The 13,464-nt window shown below is 56.7% G+C and carries 13 protein-coding genes; 6 read left to right on the top strand and 7 right to left on the bottom strand.

The window, feature by feature from the left end; genetic code table 11:
• The first annotated feature begins 10 nt into the window (after positions 1–10).
• From B2A78_RS05650 to B2A78_RS05625, 6 genes are all read left to right on the top strand, one after another.
• Positions 11–859 carry an FkbM family methyltransferase gene (locus B2A78_RS05650; protein ID WP_077728939.1) on the top strand — a complete coding sequence of 283 codons (849 nt, stop codon included), beginning with the start codon at positions 11–13 and terminating at the stop codon, positions 857–859.
• An 11-nt stretch (positions 860–870) separates the two neighbouring features.
• Positions 871–1,770, top strand: coding sequence for a glycosyltransferase family 2 protein (locus tag B2A78_RS05645; protein ID WP_077728938.1), 900 nt, complete (start codon positions 871–873; stop codon positions 1,768–1,770).
• A 62-nt stretch (positions 1,771–1,832) separates the two neighbouring features.
• The gene (locus B2A78_RS05640; RefSeq protein WP_205780681.1) at positions 1,833–2,738 is read left to right on the top strand and encodes a class I SAM-dependent methyltransferase; all 906 of its coding nucleotides are present in this window, start codon (positions 1,833–1,835) and stop codon (positions 2,736–2,738) included.
• A complete protein-coding gene (locus B2A78_RS05635) occupies positions 2,739–3,809 on the top strand; it encodes a glycosyltransferase family 4 protein (protein WP_077728936.1) in 1,071 nt (356 codons plus the stop codon).
• 73 nt (positions 3,810–3,882) lie between these two features.
• Positions 3,883–4,851: an ABC transporter substrate-binding protein gene (locus B2A78_RS05630; RefSeq protein ID WP_077729111.1), complete on the top strand. Its 969-nt coding sequence runs from the start codon at positions 3,883–3,885 to the stop codon at positions 4,849–4,851.
• A 431-nt stretch (positions 4,852–5,282) separates the two neighbouring features.
• Positions 5,283–6,089: a heme-binding protein gene (locus tag B2A78_RS05625; RefSeq protein ID WP_077728935.1), complete on the top strand. Its 807-nt coding sequence runs from the start codon at positions 5,283–5,285 to the stop codon at positions 6,087–6,089.
• A gap of 115 nt (positions 6,090–6,204) precedes the next feature.
• Here the strand turns inward: B2A78_RS05625 and B2A78_RS05620 are convergent, their stop codons facing one another.
• The 7 genes from B2A78_RS05620 to B2A78_RS05590 form a co-directional block, all read right to left on the bottom strand.
• Positions 6,205–7,872, bottom strand: a complete 1,668-nt coding sequence (locus B2A78_RS05620; RefSeq protein ID WP_240502421.1) for a dipeptide ABC transporter ATP-binding protein — start codon at positions 7,870–7,872, stop codon at positions 6,205–6,207.
• Positions 7,869–8,075: a type II toxin-antitoxin system HicA family toxin gene (locus tag B2A78_RS05615; RefSeq protein WP_077728934.1), complete on the bottom strand. Its 207-nt coding sequence runs from the start codon at positions 8,073–8,075 to the stop codon at positions 7,869–7,871. Before B2A78_RS05615 ends, B2A78_RS05620 begins: the two co-directional genes overlap by 4 nt.
• Positions 8,072–8,275, bottom strand: coding sequence for a type II toxin-antitoxin system HicB family antitoxin (locus B2A78_RS05610; RefSeq protein WP_077728933.1), 204 nt, complete (start codon positions 8,273–8,275; stop codon positions 8,072–8,074). The genes B2A78_RS05615 and B2A78_RS05610 overlap by 4 nt, the downstream gene beginning before the upstream one ends.
• A 70-nt stretch (positions 8,276–8,345) precedes the next feature.
• Positions 8,346–9,734: an ABC transporter permease gene (locus B2A78_RS05605; RefSeq protein ID WP_077728932.1), complete on the bottom strand. Its 1,389-nt coding sequence runs from the start codon at positions 9,732–9,734 to the stop codon at positions 8,346–8,348.
• Positions 9,735–9,858: 124 nt separating this feature from the next.
• Positions 9,859–10,044: a hypothetical protein gene (locus B2A78_RS05600; RefSeq protein ID WP_077728931.1), complete on the bottom strand. Its 186-nt coding sequence runs from the start codon at positions 10,042–10,044 to the stop codon at positions 9,859–9,861.
• Between the two features lie 62 nt (positions 10,045–10,106).
• On the bottom strand, positions 10,107–11,084 hold the full coding sequence (locus B2A78_RS05595; protein ID WP_077728930.1) for an ABC transporter permease: 978 nt from the start codon (positions 11,082–11,084) through the stop codon (positions 10,107–10,109).
• On the bottom strand, positions 11,081–13,321 hold the full coding sequence (locus B2A78_RS05590) for an ABC transporter substrate-binding protein (protein ID WP_077728929.1): 2,241 nt from the start codon (positions 13,319–13,321) through the stop codon (positions 11,081–11,083). Before B2A78_RS05590 ends, B2A78_RS05595 begins: the two co-directional genes overlap by 4 nt.
• Positions 13,322–13,464: the final 143 nt, after the last annotated feature.

Genomic DNA, 13,464 nt, shown 5'->3' with positions numbered 1-13,464 from the left:
AAAATCAACGATGAACATGGATCTAGCGATCAGCCCGATACCGCCTTTCGTCAAAGCCGCCAAAGCCATGACGCGGCTTATTCCGCCCGTTTGGCGGTTTAGCGGAATCAGCAACCGCATCGTCAAACCCTTGGTCTGCTCGTTCATCTCCGGGGCCTTGTTTCGCTCCACCATCTGGAATTACCGGGGACGCGACATCGAGATGATCCTCGATCCTTCCGATTGCGTGGGCGGCAATCTGTTCTTCATCCCGCACATGTACGACCGGTGGGAGCGAAAATTCCTGATGAAGCGTTTGCCGAAAGGCGGCGTATTCGTGGACGTGGGCAGCAATATCGGCGCCTACGCGCTGTTCGCCGCGGAGATCGTCGGCGCATCCGGCAAGGTGATCGCCTTCGAGGCGGCGACGGAAAATTTCCGACTCCTGCGAAAAAATATCGAAATCAACGGTCGGAACAGCGTGATCGCCGCCTATCAAATCGGCATCTCGGACAAGAAGGAGATGCTGCGGCTAGGGCTCAATCGGCAAGGCAACCGGGGCGCCAACAGTTTCCTCAAGGCCGAGGGAGAGACGGAGGAGGTCCAGTGCCATTCCTTGTATGACGCTTTGCAGATGGCTGATATCAAAAAGATCGATGTCCTGAAGCTGGATATCGAAGGATTCGAATATCCGGTCCTGAATCGGTTTTTCGATGACATTGCCGATATTCCCCAGCTTAAACCAGCCTACATCCTGGTCGAGATCGAAGGCGGTCCGCAAACGGCCGAGCGGAAACGACAACTACGATCCCTCATTTCGGACAACGGGTACCGCATTCTTCGGGAACGGGAAAATACCCTGTTCGAGCGGTCTGCCTGATCGGTTCGACGATGCCGTCATACACATTCACGATCTTCACCCCGACCTACAACCGGGCTCGGTTGCTGGCCGAGGTTTTTGAGAGCCTCAAGGCGCAGACGTTTACCGATTTCGAGTGGATCATCGTGGACGACGGTTCCACCGACGATACCCGGGCACGGGTCGAGGAATGGCAAGCCAACGCCGGCTTCCCTATCGTCTACGTTCATCAGGAGAATCGGGGCAAGCATGTGGCGATCAATCGGGGGCTGAGCCTGGCATCCGGCGAGTTTTTTCTGATCCAGGATTCCGACGATCTCCTTCTGCCCCACACTCTGAAACGATTCCATGAAATCTGGAATGCCATTCCTCCCGAAGAAAAAGAGTCCTTGGATGGCGTCATGGGATTGTGCGCTTATCGCGACGGGAGCATCGTCCCGAAGCGGTTTCCCCGGGACTCCATGGATATGAGCCATCGGGAATACTGGTTCGAAATGAACATGAAAGGCGACAAGTGTTATTTCGTCCGGACCGAACGGCTGCGGTCATATCCTTTTCCGGAAATCCCCGGCGAAAGATTCCTGGTGGAAGGTGTCGTGTTCAACCGGCTCAATCCGAGATTCCGGTGCGTCAACGAGGTGATGCGGATCATTCAGTATCTGCCCGACGGATTGACCGCCAAAGCGAGGGCAATACGCTATCGAAGCCCGAGAGGCGCTCGGCTTTATTACGGCGAAGCGGTACGCTTGCCCACCGGGATCAAACCCAAGCTCAAGAATATGGCCAACTTCATCCGATACTCGGTCCATGCCGGAGAATCCTTATATGCCAGCTTGGCGGAAGTCGGCTTTCCGCTGCTGTTCGGGATCAGTCTTCCGATCGGTCTGGGCCTGGCGTGGATCGATAAAGCCCGTCTAGCCAGCTCTCGCTAAACATCAATATGGTTTCAACTGATACGCCAGATTCTATTGCTCTTGAAAGCAAGCCCTGTCCCATGGGCTGCGAAAGCCGCGATGAATTGGTTCTGCAAGGAAGGGACAGACTGCATGACCTGCCCGGCACGTATTCCGTGGTTCGATGTTCGGCGTGCGGGTTGTTGCGAACCGATCCGAGACCGACCGCGGACACCATCGGCTATTACTATCCCGAGACTTACGGGCCTTACGCCGGCACCCGCATTACCCATTCGCGTTTCAGAACAGCGGCGAATGCCATTAAGGAATTCGTCAGAAATGCCTTGAGGATACACAGCCTGTCCTTGCCCGCACTCGAACCGGGACGAATGCTGGAAATCGGTTGCGCCTCGGGCAGCTTTCTAGGGCGAATGGCCGATAAAGGCTGGCGAGTGGAAGGCATAGAATTTTCGCCCACGGCGGCGAAGAATGCTCAAGATGCAGGCTTCTCGGTTCATTGCGGGAGCCTGGAATCGGCGCCCGAACCCGCCGAACAGTTCGATCTGGTGGTAGGCTGGATGGTGCTGGAACACCTGCACGACCCCGTGCTCGCGCTCAACAAGCTGCATCGCTGGACCCGGAAGGACGGCTGGCTGGCCATCTCGGTTCCCAACGCGGCCTGCTTCCAACTCGGCTGGTTCAAACAGCGATGGTTTCCCTTGCACTTGCCCGCCCATTTGTACCACTTCACCCCGGAGACTTTGGAAGCCCTGCTGAACGCTACGGGTTGGCGCATCGAGAAGATTCTTTACCAGAAAGTGATGACCGATTTAGTGGCGAGCACGGCTTATCTCATCGAAGACAAATGGCCCAATTCGACCGTTTCCCGCTTCCTCAAGCGGCATCCCGAAATTTTCAACCTGCCCCTTTATCCGCTGGCCCTGATCCTGAGCCGGCTCGGCCAAACCGCACGGATGACGGTTTGGGCCAGACGCGCCGATCGATAAATGAAGGTGCTGCTTCTTAGCCGCTACGGCCAACTCGGGGCCAGCAGCCGGCTCCGCTCGTATCAGTATCTACCCTATCTCGAAAGCCAGGGATTTCGGATCACGGTCGCGCCTTTCTTCAAGGACGAGTATCTCGAACGATTCTATGCCGGACACGGAAAATCGCTGCGCTATGCGCTCGCCGGCTACGGCAGGCGGATCGTATCCCTGATGGGATTACGCGCATACGACCTGATCTGGATCGAAGCGGAGGTATTGCCCTGGCTTCCGGCTTGGATCGAGACCGCCATGGCGCGCGCGGGAATTCCCTATGTCGTCGACTACGACGACGCCATCTTCCACCGCTACGATCGTCACGCCAATCCTGTCATCCGCAAAATCCTGGGCGATAAGATAGACCGCGTCATGCGGCATTCCAAAGCGGTGATCGCGGGAAGCGAATACCTCGCCGAGCGGGCGACTAAAGCCGGCGCCGCACGTGTGGCGCTTATCCCAACCTCGATCGACTTGAACCGCTATCCCCAGAATCCGACCGAACCAAACGACATCTTCACCATCGGCTGGATAGGTTCGCCCACTACGGCGCAGTATTTGCGAAATTTGAACGACGTTTTTTCGGCGATAGCACGGGACCATCCCTTACGGATAAAAGTGGTGGGGGCGGAAGCCGCGCATTTGCGGCTCTCCAATGTTGACATCGAGTATCGCGACTGGTCGGAACAAACCGAAGTGGACGAAATCCGGCGCTTTGACGTCGGCATCATGCCCCTGTCCGATACCCCTTGGGAAAGGGGGAAATGCGGCTATAAACTCATCCAGTACATGGGCTGCCACAAACCCGTGGTCGCCTCGCCGGTCGGAGCCAACCTCAGGATCGTCGAGCATGGCGTCAACGGCTTTCTCGCCTCCACCGAATCGGAATGGAAAGCCGCCTTGCTGGAACTACTGCATAACCCCGACCTGCGCATCCGCCTGGGACAAGCCGGACGAGCCGCGGTCAAACGCGAATACTGTACCGCAGTCAACGGGCCCAAAATGGCAAGAATTTTAAGCGAGGCATGCGGACAATGATGTGTTCGGCTTTATCCTGAAGCTACCGCCCTGGAAATGTTACAGTCCTTTCTTTAGCACCGGTTTAAACATCATGCACAATCAAATCGTCATCTCGATTTTCCTCGCCCTGATCGCTGCCGGTCACGTTTGTGCCGAAACCGTCGATCAAAAGATCAAAATCGGCATGCTGGCTTTCGGCACGCTCAACTGGGAGCTTGCCGTTATTCAAGAGGAAAAACTCGATAAGGCGCAGGGGATCACCATAGAAACGACTCCCCTTGCCAGCGCCGAGGCGGGGAAAATCGCCCTGCAAGGAGGAAGCGTCGATGTAATCGTGTCCGATTGGATCTGGGTGGCCAATCAGCGCGGGCAAGGCATGGATGTCACTTTTCTGCCCTACTCTACCAGCCATGGGGCGTTGATCGTACCGGCCGGCTCTTCCATCCAAGGGATCGCCGATCTCAAGGGAAAGCGGCTAGGCATCGCGGGCGGCGGATTGGACAAAAACTGGCTGCTGCTGCGCGCTCTGGCTCAAAAACAGCACGGCCTGGACCTCGACAAGTCCGCCGACAAGGTCTTCGGCGCGCCGCCGCTGCTCAACCAACAGTTGCAACAAGGCAAGCTGGACGCCGTCCTGAATTACTGGAATTTCGCCGCCAAACTGGAGGCTCAGAATTATCGTCGTCTTATCGATGGACGCGGCATACTTCGAGGCTTGGGGGTAGACGCCGATGTACCGAGTCTCGGTTATGTTTTTAGGGAGGACTGGGCCAATGCTCACGAGAATGCGCTTTCAGGATTTTTGAAGGCGGCGGACGCGGCCAAAAAATCGATCTGCGAGTCGGACGCCGTTTGGCGCAAGGTCGTCCCCTTAACGCAGGAAACCGACGAACGGATTCAAAACGCCCTGCGACAGCATTACTGCGACGGAAGAATCAAAAGCTGGGGGGAAACCGAGAAAAAAGCCGCCGCCGAAATTTTTGCGCTGCTGCATCAATCGGGCGAGGGACGATTGACCGGAAAGTCTGGAACGTTACCTGAAGGAGTGTTCTGGCGCTAACCGATTCGGCTTATTTGTAAAAAAAGCTGACACTTTAACTTCCTGATAAAGATGTAAAAACATATGAAAAAGGATACGGACATAGGTTTATCCGGATTAATCACTCATTCCGGCTTCTTGATAACAGAAAATGTCAGTTTTTTTTACAGTCGCAAAACGGTATAGCCGGTTTATAGTCGTGCCATTTGTCTTAGCAATCTAGATTTAATGGAAAATCGCTTCCTGGAAAGCCCGTATTGTCTTTTGCAACACTGGGACAAAAGACATGGCCCGCTTTATGCTCCTGTTATTGTCGAAATCTGACTTCAAACCCTGTTAATTAATGCTTTTTGGGCTTTTTTCTTAATTTGCCTGTAATCCGCCGGCTGCGGACGGTACGCTCAATAACTTTATTTGTCTTTCAACACCAACAAACGAATGGAAATTCTGCTATGAAATCAAGAGAAATAATAATAGCCTTGGGGGCGGCTGCCTTGGCTTGCAGCAATGTTATGGCGGATTCTTCCGCTGGCAAGGAGGCGTGCAACGGTTTGCCCTCCCATGCCGAGCTGAAAAATGCTCTCATCAGCGCCGTTGCCAGCGAAAGCAGCGGACTGGACTTCGACATGTGGGGCACCATCGTCAATCGTGATGGCGTAGTCTGTGCGGTTGCCTTCTCCGGAGCTAACCGTGGCGCCCAATGGCCCGGCAGCCGCGTAATTTCCGCCCAAAAAGCCAATACGGCCAATGCATTTAGCCTTAATGGCCTAGCACTCTCCACCGGTAACCTTTACTCGGCCGCGCAAGGAACCTCCGGCGCCAACGCGGAAACGATGCTCGGCGGCAGTTTGTACGGCCTTCAGTTCAGCAATCCGGTAAATCCCGGCGTGGCTTACGGCGGTAACCCGAAGCACTATGGTCAGGCCAATGACCCGATGGTGGGCAAACGTCCCGGTGGCGTAAACGTATTCGGGGGCGGATTGGGCCTCTACAAGAATGGAAAGATCATCGGTGCCGTGGGTGTTAGCGGCGATACCTCCTGTGCCGACCACAACATCGCCTGGCGCGTTCGTAAGAACCTGGGATTGGACCAGATGCAGGGTGTCGGCGGTGTATCGGGCGATCCCGCTCGTCCGGACAATATTATTCTCGACCAGTATAACGGCAACGGGGATGGCGTCACGGCCGGCTTTGAACAGCCCGGCTGTATTAATGACGCAGGTGGCAGTCCTCTCACTTTGCCGGCGGTACAGAACTAGACGAACGCCTGTTATCGATCTGCATTTAGCCGGGCCTTGCGCCCGGCTTTTTCATTTCAGCCGAGCGGCCATAAGGCGTTTCGTTCCGCTCACTGTCACTTGGAAGTGAGAGAAACTATTTTTGTCCCTTTCTTAACTTCGGCACTGCCTCCAACAGACGCTTGGTGTAAGAGTGAGCCGGCTTAAAAAGAACTTGCTGAGTCGACCCCATTTCGACGATCTTGCCCCGGTGCATGACCGCCACCCGATCGGCCAACTCGGCCACCACGGCCAAATCGTGGGTGATGAACAAATAACTGAGACCACGCCGATCGCGCAGATCCCTCAAAAGCTTCAAAATTTGGGCTTGGACCGAAACGTCGAGGGCGCTGGTCGGCTCGTCGCACACGATCAGCTTGGGATCGACAGCCAAGGCCCGCGCGATGCAGATGCGCTGCCTCTGTCCGCCGGAAAATTCGTGCGGATAACGCAATCGGGCCTCTTTCGGCAAACCGACGCTGTGGAGCAAATCCTCGACTCGTTCGCGCCGCTCCTTCTCGGTCATGGACGGATGCAAGGCACGTAGTCCCTCTTCGACGATGTCGCCCACGACCATGCGCGGATTCATGGAGGAATACGGGTCCTGAAACACGATCTGCATCTCGGCGTAACGTTTCCGGCGTTCCTCGCCGCGAAGCCCGGTGATATCGGCGCCATCGAAGCGGACCCGCCCACCGGAATTCTCGATCAGATTGAGAATCCCCTTGCCCAGGGTAGTCTTGCCGCATCCGGACTCGCCCACCAGGGCCAGGGTCTCGCCCTGCGCCACCGAAAGCGAAACACCATCCACAGCCCTGACATAATCCACGGTCCGCTGAAGGATGCCGCGCTTGATCGGGTAATGGACCTTGAAGTCCTCCACGACTAGCAGCGGGTCCGAATGATGTGTTTCGGGCCGGGCTAGGCAGGCGTCCAAGCGGGGCATGACCGTGAACAGCTCGCGGCTGTAAGGATGCTCCGGTTTTTCGAAAAACCCTTCTCGATCGCTCTGTTCCACGATCTTGCCGGCGCGCATGACGGCCACGCGGTCGGCCAGTTCCGCGACGATGCCGAAATCATGGGTGATCAGCCACAGCGCCATTCCGCTTTCGCGCTTCAGTCGCTCGAGAAGCTCCAGAATTTGCGCCTGAATCGTCACGTCCAAAGCGGTAGTCGGCTCGTCGGCGATCAAGAGGTCCGGCTCCCCGGCCAGAGCGATGGCAATCATGACCCGCTGCCGCATGCCGCCGGAAAGCTGGTGGGGATATTCATTCAGATGCCGCTCCGGATTCGGCAGTCCCACATGATCCAGGAGCTCCGAGGCACGATTTCTCGCCGCCCTGCCCTGCAAACCCCGTTGCAAGCGCAGGACTTCGCCGATTTGCCGTCCTACCGTCATGACCGGGTTCAGCGAACTCATGGGATCCTGGAAAATAATGCCGATGCGCAGCCCACGGATGGCGCTCATGGCATATTCCGGCAACCCGAACAAATCGGTGCCCCCAAGACTCACTTGCCCCCTCATGATTCGTCCATTGTGGGGCAAGAGCCTTAATACCGACAGCGCCGTGACCGATTTTCCCGAACCCGACTCGCCCACGAGGGCGAAAGTCTCGCCCTTGTCGATATGAAACGAAACCCCGCTAACGGCAGGTATCAGCTCCGCGCCCTGACGGAAACTCACGTGGAGATCGGAGACCGACAAAAGCGAGCTGGCCGGTTGCCGCTCTACACCGGTTTCCAGCACCTCAGAGACAACACTCACAATTCATGCTCCGAAATTTCGGCCACCTTAAGAAAATGTTTTAGAAGCCCGATTTTGAGCGGCTCATTGCCGTGAACAGGAACCGAAATACGCGCCGAATAACCTTGCTTTCCGTAGACATGATGGCTGCCGTTGATTCTCTTTAGCTCCCATCCATGCCGCTCCGGCAATTTCCCTAAAGCTTTGCCGGAAATGGTTTTCAAACGGCGATCTCCAAAATCCTGTCCGTCTGTGCGAGACCTTTCTCCTCGACCTCAATGGACAAGCAAGCTTCTACGGCCTCATGAAGATTCGCCAACAACTCCTCTAAGGTTTCGCCTTGAGAAGCACAGCCTGGAATCGCAGGAATTTCAGCCCAATAACCGCCCTCCTCGGCCTGATGGACGATCACTTTTAATTTCATGAAAAGCTACCTCCGGGAATCTGGAAAAAATACCATGGCCTTATCGAACATGATGACAATGGCTAGTCCATCACTCCGCCCGCCTCGGATCGAAAGCATCCCGCACGGCATCCGCAAAAAGATTGGCGGCGAGCACCAGGGTGAACATGAACAGAAACGCGGCCGCCAACGACCACCACACCACCGGGTCCCGCGCCATTTCGAGCCGGGCGCTGTTGATCATGTTGCCCCAGCTCTCCATGGTGGGATCGACGCCGATATTCACGTACGACAGCACGGCCTCGGCCAGCACGAGCGAACTGAAATCCAGGGCTACCGAAATCAGCACCAGATGGAATACGTTGGGCAGGATATGCCGCGCCAGGATCGTGCCTTGCCTGACGCCCAGCGCCCGAGCCGCCTGAACGTATTCCATTTCGCGCAACTTCAGGGTTTCCGCGCGGAGCAGGCGGCACAAGCCGGTCCAGCTGGTCATGCCGAGAATCAGGCAAAGAAACAGCAGCCTGAAATCGGCCCGCAGCGCCAGGCTGGCGAAGTCGTCCTCGTGCCGGGCCATGTACACCTGCATGATGAGCATGGCGGCAGCGATGAGCAGCACGCCGGGGATGGAATTGAGGGTGGTGTAAAGATACTGGATCACATCGTCGACCCAGCCGCGGAAATAACCGGCGAGGATACCGAATCCCAAGGCCAGCGGCAGCGTAGCGAAGGTGGTCAGGGTGCCGATCAAAAGCCCGGTCCGAACGCTCTTGAGGCTTTGGTAGAACACGTCCTCGCCGACCTTGTCCGTGCCGAGCACGTGATAGCGCAGCCCCAGCTCGCCCAGCGTGCCGCCGCATGCCAAAATGAGGAACAGCGTCAGTAATGCGGCCCGCCACGGAATTTCCGTTCGGCCGAGGGCGATGCGCTTGAAACTCTCGGCCGGACCGATACGGTCCTGGCGGCTGCGCCAGGCGACGACCAGCAAAGCCGGCAATAGCCAGACCAATACTCCCTTTCCAAATCCCTTCATGCCGGTCGTCAGAATATCCGCTATATTCTCGTGTTCCGGATCGGCCAGATGCGCGCCGCCGTATTGCAAACGGGGATAGTCCCATCGTTGCGTACCGTCCGGCTGACGGATCATTTCCTTGGCATAGGCGTAGGACGAAAAAGGCGCCGAATAGGTTTTTTCCACGCGCGTCCGGATCGGCGTCATCCAGCTGTCCAGCACGCTGATCACCTCGCCTTGGTATTGGCCGTTTTCGCCTTCAATCCGCGGATGAAAGTGGATCGAATCCAATACGGCAATGAAAAGGTAAGCCAGCAGAATTACCAGCGACACCATGGCGCTGCGGCTCTGCGCCACCTTGCGCCAGGGCCGGCGCAAATGCTCGCGGCCCCTGGCCCGGACGACGAGCACGGCGAACCCCGCCAGCAGGATGAAGAACAGAATGTCGGTCCAGAGCAGCTTCAACATGTCGGATTACTTTGCGAGCGGCACACCTAAGTCCTTGCAAATCTTGAGAAGATTAATTGTAGGGTGGGTTAGCGCAGCGTAACCCACCAATCCGAGGTCTCTCGGTGGGTTACGGCCTCGCGGCCTAACCCACCCTACGAGAACTCGCCTCCTCGTGATTGAATTGCAGCGCCTCGATCAGAGTTATCCTGAGGCTTTTCAACAACTCTTCATGAGTTCTTTCCTGGCAATTCACGCCGGGGATTTCTTCGATCCATCCCACCCGCCATTCGCCGATTTGCTTGGTAATCGCCGTGTATTCTCTGTTCATGTGCGTCTCCGCATTTAACACCGTTGCAATGGCCTGTCTTTTTCGACGCTTGCGAGTCCCGCTCAACCCAGCCTCACCCTTGGATCGACCAGCGTATAGGAAAGATCGGTCAGCAGAAGACCGAGGACGTAAAGCGCAGAGCCTAGAAACACCATGGCGCGCACGATGGCGAAATCCTGCTGGCTGATGGCATCGATGGTATAGCTGCCTAGCCCCGGAATGGCGAAGAACGATTCGGTGATCAGACTGCCGGTGAACAGCAAGGGCAGCACCACGACCACCCCGGTCAAAATAGGAATCATCGCATTCTTGAGCACATGCCCGAACAGCACCTGCGGCTCGGACAGCCCCTTGGCCCGCGCGGTACGGACATAATCCTTCTCCACTTCCTCCAGGAACAGGGTTCGATACCAGCGCACGCCGGAACCAATGCCGGCAACCACGCTGATGGCCAAGGGCAGGATCAGGAAACGGATAGCGTTGACTCCGGAGTCGTAACCCGAGATCGGCGTGAGCTGCAGCAGTTTTCCCAATAGGTATTGTCCGCCGATGATGTAGAACAGGAACGAAACGGACATCAGCGCGACGCACAAGGCAATGCCCCAGAATTCCAGATAAGTCAGCCGGAAAAACACCAGGAGTAGCGCCAGGCTGATGTGCACCAAAAGCCCGACGATGAGCGAAGGCACCGCGATGGCGAGGGACGGCCACATGCGCTGACGGATATCGGCGCCGATTTCGCGTCCGCTGTCGGAACGTCCGAACCGAAACATAAACAGACCCACCGACTTCTGATAAAAAATCGTCCGGGTCGCCTTCTCGGCGCCTTCCGCTTTATCGTTCCAGAACAGGGGCAAATCGTAGCCGCGCTCGTGTTTCCACCCTTCGACCGCCTCCTGGGTGACATGCTTCTCCCCGAGATGCATACGCGCCATGTCGTCCGGCGTATTCACCACGAAGAACAGCAGAAAGGTCAGGATGTTCACGCCCAATAGCAGCGGAAGAGCGTAGAGCACGCGGCGGATGATATAGCGGATCATAACGCGGTGGACCTCATGCGGCGGCGATAGGTCGAATAGGCCGGGACGATCGCCGCGACCAGCAGCCCCGAACCCGCGGCCAGCGGCCAATAGATCGGCCGGTTCCACTCCGCCCGCTTGAGCTCCCGCTGCTCGGCTTCGATGCGCCGGTACTTGAGCCCGTTGTTGGCCATCAGATTGGGTTTGAGGTTGCGGAACCAGTCATGATGCAGCGAAAAAGCCTTGGGATGATAACCGAATAACCAGGGCGAATCGTGCCTAAGGATTTCCTGCATGGCCTGGATGATACGGAAACGCTCCTCCCCGTCGTCCATGTTGCGCATACGCTCGAACAAGCGATCGAATTCCGGGTTCTTATAATTGGCCGCGTTCTCTCCGCCCTTGCCCACCTTGGCGTTCTCGCCGTACACCAGGAAAAAGAAGTTTTCCGGGTCGGGATAATCGGCATTCCAGCCCCACATAAAAATCTGTGCGTTGCCGTTCAGCATCTTCTGCTGGAACTGGTTGTAATCGGTGGTGCGCAGCACCAGCTGAATGCCGAGCTTGGCGAATTGCTTGCGGTACCAGTTCAGAATCGATTTGTCGTCGGGGCCCCGCGCCACGGTATCGAGATAAAGCACCAAGGGCCTGCCGGTCTTGGCGTCGACACCGTTGGGGTAGCCGGCCTCGGCCAGGAGCTTTTTCGCGGCCTCGATGTTCTTGCGGCGCGGCGCGCCGTCCGCCCAGTCGTACACGTAAGGGTTGATCCCGTCCTTGCCCTCGACGTGACCGAAAATGTCCGGAGGCAAAATCCCCAGGGCCGGAACGCCGCGTCCGTTGATGAAAATATCGATGAATTCCTCGTAATCGACCGCGATGTTGATGGCTTGGCGAAGCTTGGATTTGGCCTCGTCCAGCCCGCCCACCGTGGCATCGAGCATGTTGAAGCCCATATAGAATATGGTCGTCGTGATCGCCGTCTCCAAGTGGATATCCTTGGCCTTCATCTCCGGCGTCAGTTCGGCATCGTTCTGCCCGGTGAACTGGACGGCCTGATCGAAATTGTCCGAAGCGATCCCCGAGGCGTCGTAATAGCCCTGCAGGAACTTGTTCCAATAGGGAATCGTTTCCTTTTCCAAAGTGAAGACGACTTTCTCGATAAACGGCAGCTTTTGCCCGGCATCCTTCAAGTAACCCTTCGCCGCATCCTCCGGCTCGCCCTCTGCCGGGTAGAACTCATCGTGATAATTGGGGTTTTTCAGCAACACCATGCGCCGGTTCGGATTGTTCTCCGCCAGCATATAGGCGCCGGTGCCGACCGGATACCAGTCGAGGGTGATGTTCTTTTCGATCAACCCCCTCTGGGCATAAAACGCATCCGCTTCCCAAGGCATGGGGGCAAAAAACGGCATCGCCAGCCAGAAGCGGAACTGCGGATACTTGCCGTGCAGCCGGATCTTCAAGCGGTGCGCATCGGCGATGTCGACGCCCTCCACGGTATAGCCGCGAATATCGAAAAATTCCGATTTATCCGGCCGGGCGTCGAAATCCTTCGCCATCCGCTCGCCCGTCTCCTTGAGACCGACGATATAACTCTTCATCATCTCGGCGATCGGAGAATGCAGCTGGGGATGCACCAGCCGCTTGATCTGATAAGCGTAATCCTCGGCCGTCAGCTCTCGGGCGCCGGTTTCGGCAAAATCGGTAATCGTGCTTATTTTCGCCAATTCGCCTTCGGTCAGCGCGTGATAGCGAAAGCTCCCATCGCCGTTCCTGGCGAATGCCGGATGAGGCTGAAACAGGATGTTCGGACGAAGGCGAATATCGTATTCGCTGTACGCTATCCGTTCCTCAGGCGCGTTGTCCGGGAGCGGACGCAAATCCTTATCGAGGTAAGTCACTATTGGCAGAGCCTCCGCCGTCAGCGGCTCGAGCTGATAGGGCCTTTTCAGATAGGCATACTGCAACAGCGGCTCGTAAATCTGGGCGATGATCTCGTATTCATTCGAGCTGTAGGCCCGCGCCGGGTCCAGGTGCTTGGGCCGCTCGGTGAAGGAGGTATAAAGAATGTTCCTGCCCTTGTCCCCGGCCGGATAAGGATTGTTCAGAGGACTGCCGCAGGCGGCAAGCAGGAAAGTCAGCAGCAGAACCGCGGCCGGCCGGAATAAATGTATAAAGCTTCGACGTGCAAAAAAAAGCTCGCGGCCGGAACTTGCCAGACCGGAAAAACGATGTACCGATTCTTGCCTGATCACCATAGGCGGCCATTATACGCGAGCGAACGGTGCGATAGTCGCATCGTTAGCCGCGTTGCAGGTGAACAGACACCGCTCAGTCCGTAGGTCGGCAATCCTTTGCCGACAGATCCGCTGTGTCGGCAAAGGATTGCCGACCTACTTAA

This window comes from Methylocaldum sp. 14B (assembly GCF_002005105.1).
GTDB lineage: Bacteria > Pseudomonadota > Gammaproteobacteria > Methylococcales > Methylococcaceae > Methylocaldum.
Note: the sequence above shows the minus strand (reverse complement) of the source record. Positions and strands in the feature narration are given on the sequence as shown.

Excerpts from the sequence above, each read along its gene's own strand:
- B2A78_RS05645 (WP_077728938.1), top strand. The coding sequence starts at position 871 with ATGCCGTCATACACATTCACGATCTTCACCCCGACCTACAACCGGGCT.
- B2A78_RS05630 (WP_077729111.1), top strand. The coding sequence starts at position 3,883 with ATGCACAATCAAATCGTCATCTCGATTTTCCTCGCCCTGATCGCTGCC.
- B2A78_RS05590 (WP_077728929.1), bottom strand. The coding sequence starts at position 13,321 with ATGGTGATCAGGCAAGAATCGGTACATCGTTTTTCCGGTCTGGCAAGT.
- B2A78_RS05650 (WP_077728939.1), top strand. The coding sequence starts at position 11 with ATGAACATGGATCTAGCGATCAGCCCGATACCGCCTTTCGTCAAAGCC.
- B2A78_RS05640 (WP_205780681.1), top strand. The coding sequence starts at position 1,833 with ATGGGCTGCGAAAGCCGCGATGAATTGGTTCTGCAAGGAAGGGACAGA.
- B2A78_RS05635 (WP_077728936.1), top strand. The coding sequence starts at position 2,739 with ATGAAGGTGCTGCTTCTTAGCCGCTACGGCCAACTCGGGGCCAGCAGC.
- B2A78_RS05610 (WP_077728933.1), bottom strand. The coding sequence starts at position 8,275 with ATGAAATTAAAAGTGATCGTCCATCAGGCCGAGGAGGGCGGTTATTGG.
- B2A78_RS05600 (WP_077728931.1), bottom strand. The coding sequence starts at position 10,044 with ATGAACAGAGAATACACGGCGATTACCAAGCAAATCGGCGAATGGCGG.
- B2A78_RS05605 (WP_077728932.1), bottom strand. The coding sequence starts at position 9,734 with ATGTTGAAGCTGCTCTGGACCGACATTCTGTTCTTCATCCTGCTGGCG.
- B2A78_RS05625 (WP_077728935.1), top strand. The coding sequence starts at position 5,283 with ATGAAATCAAGAGAAATAATAATAGCCTTGGGGGCGGCTGCCTTGGCT.
- B2A78_RS05595 (WP_077728930.1), bottom strand. The coding sequence starts at position 11,084 with ATGATCCGCTATATCATCCGCCGCGTGCTCTACGCTCTTCCGCTGCTA.